We start from the raw sequence: 20398 nt of genomic DNA, 5'->3' as shown, positions 1-20398 counted from the left end.
GGTCCCGCCGTCCGAATGGCTGGACGTAATCGTCGGAAGGTGCCCGGGGTCGAACGCTGTCGATCGTTTCGAACGAGTTGTCATCGGCGTCGACCTCCTACTTCGGCGGCAGCCGGCCGCGGCCGAATCCGTCCTCGCGGGCGCGGTCGAGAAACTGCACCCGGTGCTCGATCGGCCGGCCCGCCCGCGCGTATTTCTCCTTGATACGATCGAGGTACGTCCGCACCGTTCCGGGTGCTATCCCCAGCACCCGGCCGACCGCCTCGACGGTGCACCCGCTGCCGTAGGAGACCAGCACCTCGCGTTCCCGGGCCGACAGCTGCGGGCGTTCGGGCCGGGCGTCGCGGCCCAGCCAGAACGCGTGCTCGGTGGTCATCGGCGTCTCCCCGGCGGCGACCTGCCGGACCACGTCGGCCAGGACGCCGAGGTTGTTGGCCTTCAGCACGTACGCCGAGGCGCCGGCCTCGGTGGTCGCCGCGATGTAGACCGGGTCGGGGATCACCGACACCACCACGACCGTGTGCCCGACGGCGACCAGCCGGCGGACGTTGTCGGCGGGGTCGGTGAAGTTCTCCAGGTTGAGGTCGAGGATCACGATCCGGGGCCGCCGCGTCGCCGCGAGGAACTCGTCGACCGAGACGGCGAGGGCCGTGAGCGTGATGTCCGGCAGGCGGCTCATCCAGGCGGACATGCCCTCCAGCAGCATCTGGTCGTTGTCGATCGCACCGATCTCGATCATTGCCGCCATGAGACCTCCACCATCGTTCCCTGGTCCGGCGCGGAGTCGATGGCGACCCGGCCGCCCACCTCCACGACGCAGTGCCGCAGCTCGCGCACGAGCCCCCGGCCGGGGGCGACCACCTCCGGCCGGAAGCCCCGCCCCCGGTCGACGACGGTGAGGGTGATCCCGCCGTCGCCGCCGACGGCGGTCAGCCAGGCCTCGTCGGTGCCGGCGTGCTTGGTGACGTTGGTCAGCGCCTCGCTGACCGCGTTGGTCAACGCCTGCTCGACGTCCGGGGGCAGGCGTTCGGACAGGTCGTGGAACTGCGAGTGCACCTGCAGGCCCAGCGCCTGCTTGTCGCGCACCACGCCGGCCAGCGCGCTGGCCAGGTTTCCCGTCGGGCCGCCGCTGCCGGCGGTGACCAGCCCGCGCAGGTAGTCGGCGTCGCGCTGGGCGAGCGCCCGCACCTCCTCCCGGCGGTGGTCCAGCCGGCCCCGGGCGATCATGCTCAGCGTCGTGAGCACGGTCCGGTGCAACGCGTCGTACTGGCGGGTCCGTTCGTCGAAGCGGGCCTGCGCCGCGGCCTCCCGGGCCCCGGCGGCCAGCGCCGCCTCGGTGGCGGCGTCCAGTTGGGCGGCGCTGCCGCGCAGGTAGCCGGCGACCACGGCGGCCAGCACCGCGAAGCCCAGCAGCGACACCGCGTTGACGGTGGTCGCGCCGAATCCGTCCGGGCCGGCGAGCAGCTCGCGCAGGGAGCCGGCCAGGTAGCCGGCCACGAGCAGGGCGACGGCCGCCGTCGCGGGCCAGCGCGGCACGAACGCGGCGGCCACGATCGCCGCGCCCATCGCCGGGGGCAGGACCCAGTGCTGCCAGCCCGTGTCGCACGAGGCGACGCAGGCGGCCGGGACCAGCAGCAGCCCGAGCAGCGCCACCAGCACGTCGGCGTAGACCCAGCCGTGGCCCATCCGGCCGGCCCGGCCGGCGCGGACGAACAGCAGCACCGTCCAGGCGACCGTCAGCAGGTAGCCGGCCAGGACCAGGGCCGGCAGCCGGTACATCCGCAGGCCGCCGATGAGCGGCACCGGGATCCAGACGGCGAGCTGCACCGCCCGCAGGCAGCCGGCCGCCCAGATCAGCAGCACGTTCACCCGTGCCGCCGCCTTCTGTCGCGTCAGCGCCCCTGTCTGCCCCACGTCCCGACGATGGCATGTCGCGTCCTCGTCGGACAGTCGGCATATCGGCGGACACGAACGACCGCCCGCGACACCCGATGCGGATTTCGTCAGATCCGCCACCGCACGGGCATTGACGAATCGAATAGCCGACTGCCACGCTGGCACGGCCGAAGTGCCGCAGTGCTCTCACCATGCCAACCGTTCGGATGATTCATGCTGCAACCGATGGGGCACATTCCCTGCCATCAGGTCGATGCCGCAGTTCGCGCCGCCGAAGATCAACTAGCGACTGCCGCAAGGCGTTCCCCCGCCGAACGAGTCGCGTTGCTGTGGAGGCTTTGCGACGCATTGCAGGGCCGATTCCTGTGCACCAATTCCGCCGCCGACCTGAATAGCGCGATCGACACGGTGCGGACCGCGCGGGAGCTGGTGCCGAAGGCCCGGCCGGAGGCCCGGCTGCTCGCGATCCGGCTCGCCTCGCTGCTCGGCATGCGCGCCCGGCCCGACGACGAACAGGAGGCGTCCGCGGTGCTCGTCGCCGCCCAGCGGACCGTGCGCCCGGGCAGCGTGGAGCACGCCGCCATCGACTTCATGACCGCCGCCCTGCTGCTCCCCCACTACCTGCGCCACCGGCGGGAGGAGGACCTGGCGGCGGCCGTCGAGCGGCTGGAGCGGGCGATGCCCGTCCTCGACGGGGAGGCCGCCCGGGACCGGGCCAACCCGCAGCACACGGCGGTCATGGCCACCATGGCCGGCATGGCGCGCTTCCACCTGGCGCTCGCTCACCACAGCCGGCAGAGTGGCGGCCCCGCCGACGAGGAGGCCGAGCAGCGGATCGTCGCGCTGCTCGCCGAGGCGGAGCGGCTGTCGCCGCAGACCACGTCCATGGCGGGCATGCTGCACCAGGTCCGCGCGTTGCAGCGGGGCCTCGTCCAGGGCGAGTCGGCGGACCCGATGGCCATGGCCGAGCAGGTCTCGATCGGCGACGACGTGCCCTTCCCCGTGGCGACCGGGCTGCTCGGGAGCACGGCCGGCGCGATCCGGGCCGGCGGGCGGCTCGGCTCCTCCGGCGACCTCCAGGCGCTCGACGCGCAGATCGCCACGTTGGAGGCCGAGCTCGCCGCCCCCGACCGGTACGAGCCCGACCCGGCGACGCAGCTCGTCACGCTGGCCCAGTGCTACCAGCTGCGGGCCAGGACGAAGGGCCTGTCCGAGGACCCCTCGGCGGGCGCCGACCGGCTGCGGGCGCAGGAGCTGGCGACCGAGGCGCTCGCCGCGGGCGGCGGCAGCCAGGACCAGGCCCGGCTGGTGCTGGGCGTCTGCAAGCTGGACTCCCTCCATCCCGAGCGGCCCGACCCGCAGGTGCTCGACGAGGCGGTCCGACTGCTGCGCAGAGGCGCCGGCGGCACCAGCCTCAGCCCGGCGATGCGCAACGCCGCCCGCGTCCCGCTGGCCGAGGCGCTGCTCGCGCGGGGCATGCTCGTCGGCGACGGGGACGAGGTCGACGAGGCGCTGGCGCTGCTCACCGCGCACCGCGACCGGCTGCCGCCGGCGTCGTTGCAGCACGCGGTGGCCAGTTCCCGGGTCGCCGCCGCCCTGCACGTGCGCGCCGAGGGGACCGGGTCCACCGAGGACCTGCTGCACGCCGCCGACGCGTCGCGCCGGGCGACGGCGGCGATCGGGGAACTGAGCCTGGTGTGGGCGTACGACACCGCCCTGTACTGGGCCGAGTGGTCCTGGCGGCACGGGCGCACGGGCGACGCCGCCGAGGCATACCTGCTGACCCTGCGGACGCTCAACCAGATGGCCCGCGCCCAGCTCAGCCGCGCGTACGGCGAACTGGTCCTGCGCCGGCGCACGCGCGGGCTGGTCGGCCGGGCCGCGCACGCGCTGACCCGCCGCCGCCGGCTGCCGGAGGCCGCCGTGGCGCTGGAGTCGGGCCGGGCCGTGCTGCTGTCGGCCGCGCTGGAGCGGGACCTCGTCGGCCTCACCGGCGCGGAGCACGCCCCGGTGCGCGAGCGCTACCGCCGGGCGGTGGACCGGCTGACCGAGCTGGAGGACCGGGCGCAACGCGAGGCGTCGACGCAGGAGGGCCTTCCGTCCGACGAGGCGGCCACGGAGGAGGAACTGACGGGGGAGGAACAGGCGTGAGCGACGTACCCACCCGGCGGGAGGGCCCCGGCCGGCAGGCCGCGCCCACCACCGCCGACCCGACGCCGGGCACGGCGCCGGCCACCACCCGGGAGACGCCGCCGGGCCCGGCCGCCCCGGCGACCGGCGGCGACGACAGCGGCCTGCCGCAGGGCGTGTCGGCGCGGTTCAGCCCGGTGCGCCACCTGGCCACCGGCGGGGAGGCGCACCTGGTCATGCTGGTCGAGGAGCGGGCCACCGGCCTGACCCGGGTGGCGAAGGTCTACCCCACCTCGGTGCGGCCCGACCCACGGCTGCTCGACGCGCTGCGCACCGCCGACGAGCGCCACGTGGTCCGCATGCTCGACTACGGCACCGAGGTCAACCGGTACGGCACCCCCACCAGCTGGGAGGTGCTGGAATACCTGCCGCACGGCTCGCTCGCCGCGCTGGCCCGCGCCCACGGCGGCCCGCTCCCGCCGCAGCAGGTGCGCCGGGTCGTCGCGGAGGTCACCGACGCTCTGGCCTACCTGCACGGGCAGCTGCGCCACGGCGACGCCACCGGCATCGCCCACCGCGACATCAAGCCGGAGAACGTGCTGGTCCGCTCGGTGGACCCGCTGGAGCTGGTGCTCTGCGACTTCGGCCTGGTCGCCGAGCTGCGGGCCACCCGGCGCAGCACCGGCCGGGCGGGCACCCCCGCCTACCAGGCCCCGGAGACGTGGTGGCAGAAGAGCCAGGAGCCCGCGCAGGACTGGTGGTCGCTCGGGGTCCTCGTCGTCGAGCTGCTCACCGGCCGCAACCCCAACAGCGGCGTGGGCGGCGACACCGCCAACGAACGGACCATCTTCGAACACATCGCCACCTACGGCGTCGACCTCAGCGGCGTCACCGACCCGCGCTGGCTGCTGCTGTGCCGGGGCCTGCTGACCCGGGCACCCGATCGGCGCTGGGGCGCGGACCAGGTGCGGGCCTGGCTGGACGACAAGACGCCCGCCGTCGACGACCCCGACCCCGAGCCGGCAGCGGAGCCGGAGCAGCGGCCGGTGCCCCCGTTCGAGCTGGCCGGGCGCCTCTGCCGGAACCCGGCCGAGGTGGGCGTGGCGATGTCCGAGAACTGGCAGGCCGCCGTGGGGCTGTTCCGCCGCCGGGAGAGCCAGCTCGACCTCGACGACTGGCTGCGCGACAACTTCCCCCGGCTCGACCTGCCGACCAACCTGATGAAGTCGAAGGCCGCCGGGCGCGACGACGCCGCCGCCCGGGTAGTCCGTTTCGTCTCCCACGTCGCGCCGGAGCTGCCCCCCGTCTTCGAGGACGAACCCGCCGACGGGCCGGGCCTCGCCGACCTGGCCGCGCGCGCCGTCGCCGGCGAGCCGGCCGCCGCCGGCATCGTCGCCCGGCTCGACGCCCAGCTCCTGCGGGCCCTGGCCCGGCACCGCTGCCGGGCGCACCCCGGCTGCGCGGACGGCCCCTGCGCGGTCCTCGCCGACGCCGCCGAGCGGCTCGCCCGGGTCACCTCGGCCGTCGACGCCCGCGCCGGGCAGCTCGGCGGCGAGCTGGCCGCCGGGTCCACGGGTGGCTGGCCGCGCGGGACGCCGCCGGAGCTGGACCAGGCGCTGCCGGTCGCCCGGGCCCTCGCGCTGCGGCTGCTCGTCGACCCCGACCACGGCGGCCGGCTGCGCGCGACGCTCGCCAGGCAGAAGAGGGCCGCGGGCCGCTGCGACTGGTGGGAGCGGCTGCGCGAGGAGGCCGGCTCCGGCGGCGACGACCGGCAGGTCGCCGCCGCCGCGCTCGCCGCCGCGCTGATCCCGTTCGCCACCGCGCGGGTGGCCGCGGAGAAGGCCGCCGCCGCCGAGGCCAGGCAGCGGGAACGCAACGCCGACGCGGCCCGTGCCGGCTGGGTGCCGCCGGCCCGGGCCACGCTGCGCAACGTCTGGCGGGACGCCGTGAACTACCTGCTCGCGGTCGCGATCGGGTATCTCACCACGTTCGCCGCCGCCGCGTTCTGGACCCTGGGCGAGTTCCCCGACGCGTGGGCGCGGCCGGCGGTGATGCTCACCCGCGTCGCCGCCGTGCAGACCGCGGTCGCGCTGCCCCTGCTGATGCTGCTCGCCTGTCTGGTGATCTGCCCCGCCGACGCGGAGGCCGGGCTGCGCCGGGCCCGCCGGCTCTGCTGGGCCGCCGGGGCGGTGGTCTGGGCGCTGCTCACCGCCGACGACGGCACGTACGCGATGTTCCTCCAGTTCCCGGTGGTGCTCGACACCGGCGTACGGACGTGGCTGACCGACCTGGCCACCGGCTACGGCGAGGCCTACCCGTACGTCGCGGGCGGCGGCCTGCTCCTGGCGGTGTGGCTCGGCCGGCGGCTGGCCGCCCGCGCGTACGGCACCGAGGGCGGGCGGCTGTCCGGCCGGGTACCGAGGGGCGTGCGCGGCGCGGTGATCGCGCTGGTGGCGGTGCTGTACCTGCTGCAACCGGTCTACGTGTGGCAGGGGTGGGCGGTGCCGCTGCTGCCCGAACCCACCCGGGTGTGGTGGTTGCTGTGAACGTCAGTGAGGTCGCGATGGTGAGGAGGCCGCGATGAGCGGGATCACCGGCGCCCGGTACGTCGTGGAGACGGCCGCCGAGCGCCTCGCCCGCGAGCAGCGGGCCCAGTGGCAGCAGTTCGTGCAGGTCCGGGGCGAACTGGAGGCGCTGCGCGCCGAGGCCGAGGCGTACCGGTCGGTCTACGGCAGCCGGATCAGCCGGGTCGCCGCCGGCGCCCGGGCCCGCCCCCAGCACTCCCCGCGTCGGATCGCCGCCGCCACCGCCGACGTCGCCCTGCTGGTCGGCCGCGAACGGGAACGGCTGCGCACCGAGGTCCTCGCCGCCTCCCGGCAGGACGTCAGCGGCCTGCTCGCCGCCCCGGCCGCCGGGGCGGCGCGGCCCGCCGCGCGGCCGCGCCGGCAGTGGGACGAGCGCACCGTCGCCGAGCCGGACACCCGGCAGCGCGACGACACCGCGACCCGGGCCGCCCCGGCGCGCGCCGACGCGGCGGCGCAGGAACAGCACCGGGCCCGCGCCACCCGGGCCGCCGAGCTGCTGTCCCGGCTGCCCGCCGCCACGCCCGACGAGGTCCGCGCGCCGTGCGCCGCGGCGGTCGCCGAGATCGCCGCCGGGGCCCCGCCCAGCCGCGCCCACCTGCTGCTGCGGGACCTGGCGGAGCGGGTGACCGCCCAGCAGCGGGCCGAGGAACTCGTGGCCCTCGCCCGCCGCGACCTGCTCACCATCGCCGCCCCGCTGGAGACGGTGCCCGGCGAGGCGGCGGCCCGGCTGCGCAAGCGGGTGGCCCGGCTCGTCGCCGACCGCGTCGACCACGTCCCCGACGGGCTGCGGGCCGAGGCCGACGAGGTCGTCGCGCAGGCCGACCGGGCCCGCCGCCGCAAGGCCGTGGCCGACGCCGTCCGGGTCGGGCTGACCGACCTCGGCTACCGCGTCGGCGACGGCTTCGACACGGCCCTGGCCGGCGCCGGGGTGGCGTACGCGGCGATGGACGGCGACACCGGCTACGGCGTGAAGGTGCTGCTCGACCGGGACGACCCGGTGATCCGCACCCAGGTGGTCCGCGCCGGCAGCGCCCGGGCCGAGCGCACCGAGGACGCCGCCGCCGAGCGGAAGTTCTGCGACGACTACGAGGTGATCAAACGGCGGGTGCGCCGCGCCGGCATCCCCATCGACCAGTTCGGGCAGGTCGACCCGGGCCGGCAGGCCGTGCAGGTCGTCGCCGACGAGATGATCCCGGCCCAGGCCCACCGCGCCGCCGGGCAGCAGAGGAGGCAGGGACTGTGACCACACCGCCGACCGACGAGACGACCCCGCAGCCGGCGTGGCTGCGCGAGGTGAGCCTCGCCCTCTGCGCGCACCCGCAGGTCCTGCTCACCGGCAACGTCCGCGACCTCTACCGGCTGCCCGACCCGGAACGCGCGGGCGCCGTCCGGTTCATGGGCCTGGTCGAGGCGCTGTGGAGCGTCGCCCGGGCGAGGGGCTACGCCGCGCTGCTGACGTACTCCAGCGGCGTCGGCGTGGAGATCGCCGCGCAGCTACCCGACGGCGGCGCGGCGGCCGCCCAGGCCGTGCTGCGCGACGCCGACGTCGAACCGAACCGCCCGCTGCACCTGGCCCAGGTGCGCGACCTGCTCGGCGCGGTGGTGGACGTGCCCCGGCGGCGCGCCGCCGGCCCACCCGTGGCGCTGGCCCTGGTCGACGCGGCCCGGCTGTTCACCGGCGAGCTGCTCTCCCCCGAGGAACGCCTCTTCCTCGCCACCGCCGACCGGCTCGCCTACCGCGCCACCCCGGTGGGCAGCGGCTACAACACCGTCTTCTGGGTGCTCGACCGCGAGCACGACCTGCCCTCGTGGTTCGCCACCGGCAACCACACCCTGCGGATCACCGCGATCCCCGAGCCCGACCTGGCGGCCCGCCTCCAGACGGCCAACGACCTGGTGGCGACGCTGCCCGGGATGCCGCAGGACACCGACGAGCGGTGGGCGGTCGCCCGCCGGTTCGCCGAGGCCAGCCACGGCATGCGGCTGCGCAGCATGCGCGACGTGGTGCGCCTCGCCACCGCCGCCGGCATCCCCGGCCCCCGCGTCGACGACGCCGTCCGCGCGTTCCGGGTGGGCGTGCCGGACAACCCGTGGCAGAGCGCCGGGCTGCGGGAACGGCTCAAGACCGCGCAGGAGGAGCTGAGCCACCGGGTGCTGGGGCAGCCCGACGCCGTACGCCGGGTGCTGGACATCCTGGCCCGCTCGGCGACCGGCCTGGCCGGCGCGCACACCGGCGGACGCAGCAAACCCCGCGGCGTGCTGTTCTTCGCCGGTCCCACCGGCGTGGGCAAGACCGAACTGGCCAAGGCGCTGGCCGCGCTGCTGTTCGGCGACGAGAACGCCTACCTGCGCTTCGACATGAGCGAGTTCGCCGCCGAACACACCGAGGCCCGGCTGATCGGCGCGCCACCCGGTTTCATCGGCCACGACGCGGGCGGCGAGCTGACCAACGGCATCCGGCAGCAGCCGTTCCGGGTGGTGCTGTTCGACGAGATCGAGAAGGCGCACCCCCGACTGCTCGACAAGTTCCTCCAGATCCTCGACGACGGCCGGCTCACCGACGGCCGGGGCGGCACCGTCTACTTCACCGAGGCGCTCATCGTCTTCACCACCAACCTGGGCATCGTCATCCAGGACGAGGACGGCAAGCCGAAGGAGAACGTCACCCCCGCCCAGGAGCTGCCCGACATCGAACAGGGCGTGCGCCGCTACATCGAGGTGTTCTTCCGCCACCTGCTGCGCCGGCCCGAGCTGTTCAACCGGGTGCAGCAGAGCATCGTCGTCTTCGACTTCCTGCGCCCCGAGGTGGCCGTGGAGATCGCCGACCGGGCGATCGGCCGCGTCGCCGAGGCCGTGCACCGCACGTACGGGGCGACGCTGGAGTTCAGCGACGACGCCCGCGACGAGCTGCGCAAGGAGGCCACCTTCGACCTGTCCAACGGCGGCCGGGGCATCGTGGCGGCGATCGAGAGCATCCTGGTCAACCCGCTCGCCCGGGAGGTCTTCGCCAACCCGCCCGCGCCCGGGCAGACGCTGCGCGTCGCCGCGATCGCCGAGGACGGCCAGAACCGCGAGCTGGTGATGGAGTGAGGCTGCGACTGTCCCGGCTGCACCACCCGGTCACCACCCTCGGGCCGGGCCGGCGCGTCGGCATCTGGGTGCAGGGCTGCGCCATCGGCTGTCCCGGCTGCGTCTCCCGCGACACCTGGGTCGCCGAGCCCCGGCACGACGCCGACGTCGACGACGTGCTCGACCGGGTCGCCGCCCTCGACCCGGCCGCCCTCACCGGCGTCACCGTCACCGGCGGCGAACCGTCGGAGCAGCCGGAGGCGCTCGCCGCCCTGCTCACCGGGCTCCGCGCGCTCGGCGCCGGGCACGACTGGGACGTGTTGTGCTACACCGGCGTCGAGCTCGACGAGTTCCGGGCCCGCTGCCCCGGGGCGTACCCCCTGATCGACGCGCTGATCACGGGCCCCTACCGCGCCGGGGAACCGACGGACCTCGTCTGGCGCGGCTCGGCCAACCAGCGCCTGGTGCCGTGCTCGCCGCTCGGCCGACGCCGCTACGCGCCGTGGGTCGACGCCCGCCGCGACCGCCCCGAGCTGCAACTCCAGGTCGACGACGACCGGGTCTGGCTCGTCGGCATCCCCGGACGCGGCGACCTCGCCCGCGTCCAGCGCGCCCTGGAAGCCCAGGGCATCCGGCTGGAAGGAGTGTCATGGCGGCCCTGACCTGCCCGAACCACGGGCCGCAGCCGGCCGGCGGCGCGTTCTGCCCCATCTGCATGGAGTTCCTCGTGCCGGAGTCCGCGGCACCGGACCCGGGCGTCGGGCGGGTGTGCCCCGTCCCCGGCTGCGGCAACCAGCTCGACGCCGACGGCCGGTGCCCGGTGCACGACCTGGGCGGGATGGCCACCGAGGCCGGCACCTGGGCCGGCGAGCCCCCGCCCGGGCGGCCGGCGGACCGGCCCGCCGGCCCCGGACCGGGCGGCGCGCCCGCCACCACCCGCGACGCGCCCCCGGACACCACGGCGTACCGGCTGGAGTTCCCGTTCGGGCCGGTCGGCGTCGGCCGCGCCGAGGTCCGCCTCGGCCGCGCCGACGACCTCGGCGACATCGCCGCCCGGCTGGCCGCGCACCACAACGTGTCCCGGCAGCACGCGCTGCTCTGGGTCGAGCACGGCGAGCTGTACGTGCAGGACCTCGGCTCCACCAACGGCACCTACGTCAACGACCGCCGCCTGGACCCGCACACCCGCCAGCGCCTGTTCGACGGCGACGAGCTGCGCCTGGCCGGCACCGTACGGGCCCGGGTACGCCGCACCGGAGGAAACCGATGACCGCGTCCACACCGGCCCCGCACGCCTTCGCGGCGGTGCGGGTCTGCGCCGTCACCGCCCGCGGCGCCGTCCGCGCCGGCAACGAGGACGCCGTCCTCGTCCTCGACTGGATCAGCCAGTCCCCGCGCGCCCGCGTCACCGACCTCACCACCGCCTGGACCCCGCCCCTGGCCTGCGCCGTCGCCGACGGCCTCGGCGGGCACCGCGCCGGCGAGCTGGCCAGCCGGCTCGCCGCCGCCGACCTCGCCAACCGCTACATCGCCTGGGACTCCCCCCGCGCCGTGCACGACGGGATCGTCGCCGTCGGCCGCGCCCTGCACGACACGGCCGCCCGCCAACCCGGCACCGCCGGCATGCGGACCACCATCGCGGGCGTCCTGCTCACCGGCGACGGCGCGTACGTGTTCAACGTCGGCGACAGCCGCGCCTACCGGATCACCGACGGCTACCTGGAACAGCTCAGCGTCGACGACTCCGGCCCGGACGGGGCCACCGTCACCCAGTGCCTCGGCGACCCGCCCGCCGACCCCCTCGCGCCGCACGTCGCCCTCGCCTCGCTGGATCCGGCAGGCGCCCGCTTCCTGCTGTGCACCGACGGCGTGCACGGCCAGCTCGACGAGCGGCGCCTGCGCGCCATCTGCCGCACCCCCGATCCCCGGGCGCTGGTCGAGACGCTGCGCGACGAGGTCTACGCCGCCGGGGCCGCCGACAACCTCACCGCCGTCGTCGTCGACGTCCTGCCCCTGCCCGGCGAGCCGCACCCCGGGGACCCCGAGCGATGAGGCCGCCGCGCCGCCGAGCCGGCGGACGGCTCCGCCGGGCGGTCCTGGTGGCGGTGGGGTTCGCGTTCCTCGCAGTCGGGCTCTACACCGGGCTGCGGCTGCACGGAACTCTGCTCGACGACATGGACAAGTTGGCGAGCATCGTGGCGGCGGTCGCCGGAATCGCCGCCCTGTGCCTGGCCGTCCTGGCCCGGGCTGCCGAGGGACAGGCCACGATCGACACCGCGAAGGCCCGGGAGGCGCTCGCCGAGCGGGTCGCCGAGGCCTACCGGGACCGGCTGGACCGCCTGGGCCGACACCGTGGCACGACCCTGTGGCTCAGCTGGCGCGCGATGGACAGCGACGTCACGCAGTACGTCACCATGCCACCGCCGCGGGCCCGCGCCACCACCTCCGGCGGGTTGCAGACCCTGGTGCTGTTCTTCCGGAACCTGCCTGGCCGGCGGCTGGTGATCGCCGGACCACAGGGGGCCGGGAAGAGCATCCTCGCGACCCAGCTCGCCCAGGCGCTGCTCGCCGATCCCGCAGAACAGGCCGTTCCGGTCGTCGTGCCGGCGCTCGGCTGGCATCCCGAGCACCGACCCATGAACGACTGGCTGGTGGACACGATCGTGGCGACGTATCCCGACGAGGACATCACCCCGGAGGCGATCGCACGTCTCGTGCGACGCAACGCGATCCTGCCCATTCTCGACGACTTCGACGAACTGCCGCCCAAGCTCCGGACGGCCGGGCTGCGCACCGTGCCCGGCGGCTGCCTGCTCGTCACCCACGACCTCGCCTGGCTGGACCCGACGTATCCCGGCTGGGAGACCTGGCACCGGGTGATCCAGGTCCAGGAGATCTCGAAGCGGGAGGGCGAGGACTATCTGCATGCCGCCGCGCCCCCGGCCTCCGGGGCCGGCCCGCGCATCGCCGGCCTGGCGAACATGCTGACCACCCCACTCGAGTACGACCTCGGGCTGCGCCGGCTCTGGCGGCTCGGTTGGCCGGGTGAGACGGAGCAGCGGACGCTCGGGCAATGCCGGGCCGCCGTCAACTCCTGGCTGGCCGACGAGGCCCTCGACGGCGCGTACCACGGGAGCCGGTGGTCGGGCGACCAGGGCCGCTCATACCTGCGCCGGCTGGCCCGCATCGGCGGGTCCGCAGCGGACGGCATCGCCTGGTGGCAGCTGCACCACCTGCTGCCCCGGCCGCTGCTCAAGCTGGCCTTCGGCGTGGTCGTCGCCGGGCCCGGGGCCGGGGCGTGGTGGGCGTTGCGGGACGGGCCGACCGCCGGCGGTGTCGCCCTGCTCGCCGGTGTCGTCGGCGCCCTGCTCGCCGATCCCGCTCCGCCCCGCCGGCTTCGTCCACGCCGGCAGTGGCTGGCCGGCGCGGGGTGGATCGCGGGTGTCCTCGCCGGCTTCTGCGCCAGCGAACTGCTCCACGACGGCCCCGCCGGGCAGTTGCCCGTCGTCGCGGGCGCCGCCGGGCTCACCGCGCTCGCGCTGTCCATCGTGGATCGGCCGGCGGACCCGGACCTGGAGACGTGCCCCCGTCGACTGTGGCGCGCCGACGCCGCCGCGTTGCTCGGGGAGGCCGCCGCGCTCGCCGTGCTCCTCACCCTTGCCGCTCTGGCGACCACGCGCGCGATCGGTCAGCCGGTCGAGGGGGCGTACCTCGTCCTGGCGGCACTCGCCGGCGTCGGCTGGGCCGTCGTCCGATCGGCCTGCGTCTGGTACCTCACCACTCTGACGATCCTGGCGGCCGCCCGCCACCTGCCGGTGCGCCTGCTGGCCTTCCTCGCCGACGCACGGCAGCGGGGCCTGGTGCGCCGGGTCGGGCCGGCCTACGAGATCCGGTACCCGTTCCTGGCCGAACGACTCACGCAGGACGCCTGTTCCGGACACCGGCATGGGTGAGCAGGCGTTCCCGCAGGCGGGCGTGGCGGAACTGGTAGACGCCGCCGATCTGGCGCAGGACGCCCCGCCGGTGCGCGTCGTCCAGGAACGCCAGCAGCCGCCACGGCAGCTCCCCCCGCACCGCGAACCAGGCCCGCGCCACCCCGAAGCGGCCCCACGCCGTGAACAGCACGCTCGCCCCGGCGGTCGCGGCGGCGACCGCGAGACCGGTGCCCGCGTCGATCAGGGCCGCCGTGGTGACGCCGAGGATGCCACCGCGCACGACGGCCTTCGCCAGCGCCGTGCGGCGGTCGGCGCGCAGCACCGCCAGCGGGCCCGCCGCGGCCGTCACGTCGGTCGGCACGTCGAGCCAGGCGTCCAGGAACAACGCCAGCAGCAGCGCCCCGGCCGCCGCGACGGCCGCCGCGCCCCCGCCGGCCAGCCACCCGGCGGCGACGATCGCCGCCCCACCGGTCACCCAGCCGACCAGCCCGGGCGTGACCACGCCGCGACCGGGAGCCGGCGGACCCGACGCGACGCCGCCGGTGCGCAGCAGGCGGGTCGCCTGCCGGTGCCACCCGGCCCCGCCGCCGTCGTCGGCCGGCAGCCCGGTGGGCACCAGCGGCTGACGGACCATCACGAACCCGCTGACGACCGCGCCCACCACCGCGCCGAGGACAGCCGCGACGCCGCCGCCGGCCGCCCCGGCCACCACGCCCAGGGCCACCGCGCCGAACACCCCGCCGGCGACGGCCGGCACGGCGCGCGGCACCACGGCGGACAGCCGCCACCAGGCGATGTCCGGTCCGGCGTGCGCGGCCAGCCAGGCCAGCCAGGGCACGACCCGGGCCGCCGTCCGGGCCGCCGCCCCGCCCGCGTGCTCGGTGTAGGCGACCGGGACCGCCCGGTCCAGCAGGTGCCCGGCCAGGTCGTCGGCCGTGCCGAACCGGCCCGCGTCCAGCAGCGCCGCCGGGTCGGCCCCGGTGTCGCTGTAGGCCGCGCGGGCCAACGACGTCATCAGCGGCGTGGCGAGCACCCCACCGACGAGCCGGGCCCGGTCGTCGGCGGGCGCGCCGGCGAGCCGGGCCAGCACCGGCTCCCACGCGGTCGCCGAGGCGCGACCGGTGGGACGTGCGGTACGCGGCAGATACGCCGCCAGGTCCGCCACCCCCAGCGGCAGCAGCCGCACCACGGCCGCGCCGGTGAGCACGTCGCCGCCGCGCACCGCGTCCAGGTACTGCGCGGTCCGGCTCGCCACGACGACGCCCGGCAGCCCGGGCGACGCGGCGTTGAGGGCGAGCAGCGCCGCCGGGCGCGCCGCCGCCGGCAACTCGTCGAGACCGTCCAGCACCGGCAGGACCCGCTCCTCGGCCAGCAGGGCCGCCGCGACGGTGCCGAAGTCCGGATGCCCGGCGGCCAACGCCGGGTAGTCGGCGGCCAACCGGGCCACCAGCCAGTCGGCGAAACCCGCCCGGCCCGGGTCCCAGGACGTCACCGACAGCAGCACCGGCACCGGCTCGCCCGGCCCACCGGCGGCGATCAGGTCCAGCACCAGCCGGATCAGCAGCACCGACTTGCCGCCGCCGGCCGGCCCCAGCACCACCAGCCGCCGCGACGGGATCCGCCGGAACACCGCGGCGGCCTCCGGAAGCCGCCCGGCGACGGCCACCTCCACGGCCGTCGCGCCCGCCGCCGCCAGCCCGACGTTCGCCCAGTGGTCCTGCCCGCCCAGCCCGACGGGAAGCGCCTCCCACCGCACCGGGATCGGCATCGGGTCCTGCACCCGACGCAGCGCCTCCTCCACCCGCCACTGCTGGCGCACGGCCGCCCGCAGCGCGCCCTGGTGCTCGTCGAGGGACCGCGCGGGCCGGCGGGCGCGGCCACCCCACACGGCGAGGAGCAGGGTCGCCGCCGCGACCGTGAAGCTGCCGACGCTCGCCACCCGGTCCGCGGTCTCCAGGTCGGACCGCCAGATGACCCACCCGGCAGCGACGACGGCAGCCGTGACGACGTACGGAACGAGGAGTTGATGACGGACCTTCGACAGAATTCGCCGCACGCGGTTCATGATGGCGGGCAGCGTCCAGACGCGCTCTACGACGAGTTGCGGGCCGCGCACACCGAACTGCGGGCCGCCATCGGGGAGATCCAGCGGATCCCCGGCTACGAGCAGTTCCTCGCCCCCGTCGAGATCGGCGACGTCACGGGCGCGGCCGATCACCCCCTGGTGTACGTGACACCGGCCGACGACACCGGCCTCGCGCTCGTCGTGCGGGGCGAGGACATCGTGGACGTGCCGCTGCCGCACCTGCGCGCGGCCCAGGTGCACGAGTGGGCCGAGCGGCACCGCGAGCACTTCCCCACCGCCGCCGCGCCCGCCTCCCGCCGGGCCGCCTGGGACCGGCACCTGGCGCAGCTGTGCGACTGGCTGTGGGAAGCCGTCGCCGGGCCCCTGCTGGCCGAGCTGGCCGGCGAGGCGCGGGCGTCGGTCGTACCGTGCGGGCTGGTCGGCCTGCTGCCCCTGCACGCCGCCCGGTACGCCGACGCCGCCCGGCCGACGGGTTTCGGCTACCTCGCCGACACGCTCGCCCTCAGCTACGTGCCGAACGCCCGGGCCCTGGCCGCGAGCCGGCGGCGGGCCGCCGCCGCGCCCGACGGGGGCCTGCTCGTCGTCACCGACCCGGAGCTGTCCTACGCCCGGTGGGAGGGGGCCGCGGCCGCCGCCACCTTCGACGGCCCCGTCACCACGCTCGCCTGGGCCGACGCGACCGTCGCGCGGGTCCGCGCGGAGCTGCCCGCCGCCCGGGTCGCCCACTTCGGCTGCCACGGGGCCGCCGACCAGCGGGACCCGCTGCGCAGCGCCCTGCGGCTGGCCGGCGAGGCCCGCCTGCGGCTGGCCGACGTGCTGCCGCTGCGGCTGCGCACGCGCCTGGCGGTGCTGTCGGCGTGCGAGACGTTCCTACCCGGCCTCGACCTGCCCGACGAGGTGATCTCGCTGCCGGCGGGCCTGGTGCAGGCGGGCGTCGCGGGCGTGCTGGCGTCGATGTGGCCCGTCGACGACCACGCCACCGCCCTGCTCATGACCGAGTTCTACCGGCGCTGGCGGGCCGACGACACCACCTCGCCCGGCGAGGCGCTGGCCGGCGCCCAGCGGTGGCTGCGCGACGTGACCCCGGCGGAGCTGGAGGACCACTGGGCCCTGGCCCTCGACGCGGGCGAGGCATGGCTGCCGGTCGACGCCGCCGAGGCGCTGCTGCCGCAGGTGTTCCGCAGCGGCAGCGGCGACTCCCGCCCGTGGTCCGCGCCGTCGGTGTGGGCGGCCTTCGCGTTCACGGGGGCGTGAGCGGTGCCCGACGACACCTGGACCCTGCGCTGGGTCGCCGAGCAGGTCCGCGCCCGCCTCGGCGAACTCGTCGCCGACGCGGAGACGGCCGCGCGCATCGACAAGCTGCTCGCCGAGGCCCTGGCCCGGCCGCCGGGGCCGCTGGCGGACCTGGCGATCGCCCGCGCCCTGCGCGGCGACCCCGCGCTGGAACGGTGGGCGATGGAGACGGTACGCGCCGCCGAGAGCCGGCCCCGCGCGGAACCCGGCAGCGCCCCGCCGGTGCGCTACCTGACGACGTCCCTGCCCCGCCAGGCCCGCCCCGGCACCCGGTTCCCGCTGCACGTGACGATCAGCCGCGACGGCGGCCCCGGCAGCGTCCCCACCCGGCCGTTCCCCGTCCCCGAGCGGGGGGTCGACGTGCTGGTCACGGTCGCCTCGCCGACGCTGTCGATCGAGTCGGACGCCGTCCACGTCGTGCGGGTCCACCCCGGCGACGACCCCGACGGCGTCGTGTTCGTGCTCGGCGCCGCCGAGGAGGGCCGGCACGAGGTCACCGTCCGGGCCTTCGTCGACGGCGGCGGCAGCCAGATCGCGGCGATCGTCCGCACGGTCCTGGTCACCGACTCGGCATCGTACGCGCCGCCGCACCGGCTGACCGCCCGCGTCGAGCACCTCGCCCCCCGGCCCGGCGAGGTGGCCCTCCAGGTCGACCGGCACCGCGACGGCTACGCCTTCCGGCTCGTCGGCCGCGACGGCCCCACGGCGACGGCCGGATCGGTCCCCCGCGGGCTGCTCGCGGACCTGCTGCGCACCGTCAACGCGGCGGCCCGGGGCACCGGCGGGCAGCCCGCCGCCGTGCGGGGCGAGCTCGCCGGGTACGGCACGCTGCTGTGGCGGGCGCTGCCGCCCGAGATCGGCCGCGAGGTCGAGGCCCGGCTGGCCACCGCCACCGGCCTGACCATCTGCAGCGACGTCAGCGAGCTGCCGTGGGAGCTGCTCCTGCCACCCACCTGGGACGAGTTCCCCGCCGAGCGGCTCGCGGTCATGCGACAGACCGGCGGCCACTCCCCCGCCCGGTCACTGGCGCTGAGCGACGCGGTCTTCGTGCACGGCCGCAACCCGCCCACCGGCGCCGTGGCCGAGATCCGGCAGGTCAACGCCGGCCTCGACGTCCCCGGCGCGCTGGTCACCTCGGCGCAGGAGCTGCTGCGCCGCATCGAACGGGGCGACTTCGGGCTGCTGCACCTCGCCTGCCACCAGGACCAGCCCGGCGCGGACTCCGACGGCGGCGTGGCGATGGACGACGGCCGGTTCCGCCCCGTCGCGCTGGCCCGCGCCGCCGCCCGGGGCAGCCTGCGCGCCCGCTGCCCGCTGGTGTTCTTCAACGCCTGCCGCAGCGTCGACGGCGGCTCCTACGACACGCTCATGGGCGGCTGGGCCAACGAGTTCGTCCGCGCCGGCGCGGGCGCGTTCGTCGGCTCCACCTGGGCCGTCCGCACCGAATCGGCGCACCGCTACGCCGACCGGTTCTACGCCGAGCTGCGCGGGGGCGCGCCGCTGGCCGCCGCGTCCTTCGCCGCCCGCCGCGAGCTGCTCGCCGACCCCGGCGATCCGACCGGCCTGGCCTACGCCGTCTACGGCGATCCACAGGCCACGATCCTGACAGGAGCGACCGCATGAGCGACGACCGGCCCGTCTTCGTGATCCACGGCATCGCCAACCGCGACCCGCAGGTGGTCGCCGGCCGGGTGGCGGAGCTGAGCGCCGCCGCCCTCGGCCGGTGGACGATGCACTCCGCCTACTGGGGTGACCTCGGCTCGTCCACCCTCGGGGTGGAGCTGGCCATGCCGCCCGGCCCCGGGCAGTCCTGGGACGTCCGCGACGGCGGGCCGCCGCCGGTCGCCGACGACGCCGGCCTGGGGCTCGCCGGCCCGGTCCCGTTGACCCCCGCGCAGCGGCTGGAGCTGGTCCGGGCGCGGGCCCGGCAGACGCTGGACCCGCCGCTGGTCGAGTCGCGGGACGCCCCGCCGGACGTCACCGACGAGGTGCTGGACGCGATCGCGCAGGAGTGGCCGCGGACCCGGTGGCTGCGCCACGCCGACGACCCGACGCTGCTGGCCGAGGTGGGCGCGGCGCTCGCGGCGGCGGCGCTGGACGCCGTGGGCGACGCCGGCCACGAGGTACGCGACCCGGGGGCGGTCCGCCGCGTCATCCGCCGCCGCCTGCCCGAGCTGGACCGGGTGGCCGGCGCGGCCGTCGGCGCCGCCGGGGAGCGCTTCTACACCTGGGCCCGCATCGCCCGCGCCCGGTACGTCGCCCTCACCCTCGGCGACGTGCTGGTCTACCAGCGCCACGGCGAGCGGATCCGGGCCCGCATCCGCGAGCAGATCACCGCCGTCGCCGGGGAACGCGCCGGGCGGGAGGAGCCGGTGCACCTGATCGGGCACAGCCTCGGCGCGGTCGTCGCCCTCGACCTGGCCACCGGCGAGGACCCGGTGCGCACGGCGGGGCTGGTGACGTTCGGCTGCCAGTGGCCGCTGTTCCACCTGTTCGACCCGCGCGGCGGCCAGCTCGCCCCGTACGACGGCAGCGGGCCGGTGCTGCTGCCGGACTCGGTGGGCCGGTGGGCGAACCTGTGGCATCCGCTGGACCCGCTGGGCTTCGTCGCGAGCCGCCTGTTCCGCTGGGCGGACGGCTCCACGCCCCGGGACGTGCGGGTGGAGCACCTGCTGTCGGACCAGCTCTACACGCACTCGGCGTACTGGACGAACCCGCGCCTGGTGTCGGTGCTGCACGAGACGTTCGCGGAGCCGGAGAGCCAGTGAGCCGGGGGTGGTCGTGCGGGGCGGCGCACGCCCCGACACCCTCGACGGGGCCGCCCACGTCGGCCTGGTCGGCTTCCGGATGGTCGGGCTGGGCCTCGGCCGGGGCCCGGGAGTGCCGTACTTCGGCACCTTCTGGGAGACCAACGTCCGGCTCTACTCCGTCGACGACGCCGGGCGGCGGGCCGTGGTGTTCCGGTCGCTCGACGCCTCCCGGCTGGTCCCGGTGCTCGTCGCGCGGGCGAGCCTGCGGCTGCCGTACCTGTGGTCGAGGATGCGGCTGGACCGCGACGGCGACACGGTGACGTACCGCTGCCGGCGGCGCTGGCCCGGCCCGGCCGGCGCGGCGAGCCGCCTGGTGGTCCGGGTCGGCGACCCGATCGCCGACCCGACGCCGCTGGAGCACTTCCTCACCGCCCGCTGGGGGCTGCACACCCGGGCGTACGGGCGCACGCTGCACCTGCCGAACTGGCACCCGCGCTGGCCGCTGCACCGGGCCGAGCTGCTGAGCCTGGACGACGAGCTGGTCGCCGCCGCGGGGCTGCCCGCGCCCGCCGGAGAGCCGGTGAGCGTGCTCTACTCCCCCGGCGTGCCGGTCGTGTTCGGCCTGCCCGCCGTCGCGCGCCGGCCCGGCTGACG

15 protein-coding genes are annotated in these 20398 nt (G+C 76.6%); 12 read left to right on the top strand and 3 right to left on the bottom strand.

The annotated features are described in order from the left end of the window. Positions 1–97: 97 nt before the first annotated feature. Positions 98–739: a response regulator transcription factor gene (locus tag O7633_RS00370; RefSeq protein ID WP_074477844.1), complete on the bottom strand. Its 642-nt coding sequence runs from the start codon at positions 737–739 to the stop codon at positions 98–100. Continuing rightward, a complete protein-coding gene (locus O7633_RS00365; protein ID WP_282325272.1) occupies positions 736–1914 on the bottom strand; it encodes an ATP-binding protein in 1179 nt (392 codons plus the stop codon). The genes O7633_RS00370 and O7633_RS00365 overlap by 4 nt, the downstream gene beginning before the upstream one ends. 390 nt (positions 1915–2304) lie before the next feature. Between O7633_RS00365 and O7633_RS00360 the strand changes: the two genes are divergently transcribed. From O7633_RS00360 to O7633_RS00325, 8 genes are read left to right on the top strand one after another with little or no spacing between them, the layout of a single operon-like run. Then, positions 2305–4047, top strand: a complete 1743-nt coding sequence (locus O7633_RS00360; protein ID WP_282325271.1) for a hypothetical protein — start codon at positions 2305–2307, stop codon at positions 4045–4047. Further along, positions 4044–6572 carry a protein kinase gene (locus O7633_RS00355; protein ID WP_282325270.1) on the top strand — a complete coding sequence of 843 codons (2529 nt, stop codon included), beginning with the start codon at positions 4044–4046 and terminating at the stop codon, positions 6570–6572. The genes O7633_RS00360 and O7633_RS00355 overlap by 4 nt, the downstream gene beginning before the upstream one ends. Positions 6573–6606: 34 nt before the next feature. After that, complete coding sequence (locus O7633_RS00350; RefSeq protein WP_282325269.1) at positions 6607–7854, top strand: hypothetical protein; 1248 nt, start codon at positions 6607–6609, stop codon at positions 7852–7854. Further along, complete coding sequence (locus tag O7633_RS00345) at positions 7851–9701, top strand: AAA family ATPase (RefSeq protein WP_282325268.1); 1851 nt, start codon at positions 7851–7853, stop codon at positions 9699–9701. Before O7633_RS00350 ends, O7633_RS00345 begins: the two co-directional genes overlap by 4 nt. Further along, a complete protein-coding gene (locus tag O7633_RS00340) occupies positions 9698–10342 on the top strand; it encodes a 4Fe-4S single cluster domain-containing protein (RefSeq protein ID WP_178064484.1) in 645 nt (214 codons plus the stop codon). Before O7633_RS00345 ends, O7633_RS00340 begins: the two co-directional genes overlap by 4 nt. After that, positions 10330–10950 (top strand): FHA domain-containing protein, encoded by a 621-nt coding sequence (locus O7633_RS00335; protein WP_282325267.1) that lies wholly within the window; start codon positions 10330–10332, stop codon positions 10948–10950. Before O7633_RS00340 ends, O7633_RS00335 begins: the two co-directional genes overlap by 13 nt. Further along, positions 10947–11732: a PP2C family serine/threonine-protein phosphatase gene (locus O7633_RS00330; protein WP_282325266.1), complete on the top strand. Its 786-nt coding sequence runs from the start codon at positions 10947–10949 to the stop codon at positions 11730–11732. The genes O7633_RS00335 and O7633_RS00330 overlap by 4 nt, the downstream gene beginning before the upstream one ends. 47 nt (positions 11733–11779) lie before the next feature. Beyond that, the gene (locus O7633_RS00325) at positions 11780–13633 is read left to right on the top strand and encodes an NACHT domain-containing protein (RefSeq protein WP_282325265.1); all 1854 of its coding nucleotides are present in this window, start codon (positions 11780–11782) and stop codon (positions 13631–13633) included. Here O7633_RS00325 and O7633_RS00320 read toward each other — a convergent pair. After that, positions 13596–15671 carry an NACHT domain-containing protein gene (locus O7633_RS00320; RefSeq protein ID WP_282325264.1) on the bottom strand — a complete coding sequence of 692 codons (2076 nt, stop codon included), beginning with the start codon at positions 15669–15671 and terminating at the stop codon, positions 13596–13598. The genes O7633_RS00325 and O7633_RS00320 overlap by 38 nt on opposite strands. Here O7633_RS00320 and O7633_RS00315 point away from each other — a divergent pair. The 4 genes from O7633_RS00315 to O7633_RS00300 are packed head-to-tail and all read left to right on the top strand — an operon-like array spanning position 15642 to position 20396. After that, the gene (locus O7633_RS00315) at positions 15642–16955 is read left to right on the top strand and encodes a CHAT domain-containing protein (RefSeq protein ID WP_282325263.1); all 1314 of its coding nucleotides are present in this window, start codon (positions 15642–15644) and stop codon (positions 16953–16955) included. The two genes, O7633_RS00320 and O7633_RS00315, sit on opposite strands and share 30 nt — an antisense overlap. Positions 16956–16958: 3 nt before the next feature. Beyond that, complete coding sequence (locus O7633_RS00310) at positions 16959–18617, top strand: CHAT domain-containing protein (protein ID WP_282325262.1); 1659 nt, start codon at positions 16959–16961, stop codon at positions 18615–18617. Continuing rightward, positions 18614–19762, top strand: a complete 1149-nt coding sequence (locus O7633_RS00305; RefSeq protein WP_282325261.1) for a hypothetical protein — start codon at positions 18614–18616, stop codon at positions 19760–19762. Before O7633_RS00310 ends, O7633_RS00305 begins: the two co-directional genes overlap by 4 nt. 7 nt (positions 19763–19769) lie before the next feature. Continuing rightward, entirely contained in the window at positions 19770–20396 is a 627-nt protein-coding gene (locus O7633_RS00300) for a DUF2071 domain-containing protein (RefSeq protein WP_282325260.1), read from the top strand. Positions 20397–20398 lie beyond the last annotated feature (2 nt).

This window comes from Micromonospora sp. WMMD712, from assembly GCF_029581295.1.
Taxonomy (GTDB): domain Bacteria; phylum Actinomycetota; class Actinomycetes; order Mycobacteriales; family Micromonosporaceae; genus Micromonospora; species Micromonospora carbonacea.
Note: the sequence above shows the minus strand (reverse complement) of the source record. Positions and strands in the feature narration are given on the sequence as shown.

Excerpts from the sequence above, each read along its gene's own strand:
- O7633_RS00315 (WP_282325263.1), top strand. The coding sequence starts at position 15,642 with ATGACGGACCTTCGACAGAATTCGCCGCACGCGGTTCATGATGGCGGG.
- O7633_RS00330 (WP_282325266.1), top strand. The coding sequence starts at position 10,947 with ATGACCGCGTCCACACCGGCCCCGCACGCCTTCGCGGCGGTGCGGGTC.
- O7633_RS00335 (WP_282325267.1), top strand. The coding sequence starts at position 10,330 with ATGGCGGCCCTGACCTGCCCGAACCACGGGCCGCAGCCGGCCGGCGGC.
- O7633_RS00350 (WP_282325269.1), top strand. The coding sequence starts at position 6,607 with ATGAGCGGGATCACCGGCGCCCGGTACGTCGTGGAGACGGCCGCCGAG.
- O7633_RS00370 (WP_074477844.1), bottom strand. The coding sequence starts at position 739 with ATGATCGAGATCGGTGCGATCGACAACGACCAGATGCTGCTGGAGGGC.
- O7633_RS00305 (WP_282325261.1), top strand. The coding sequence starts at position 18,614 with ATGAGCGACGACCGGCCCGTCTTCGTGATCCACGGCATCGCCAACCGC.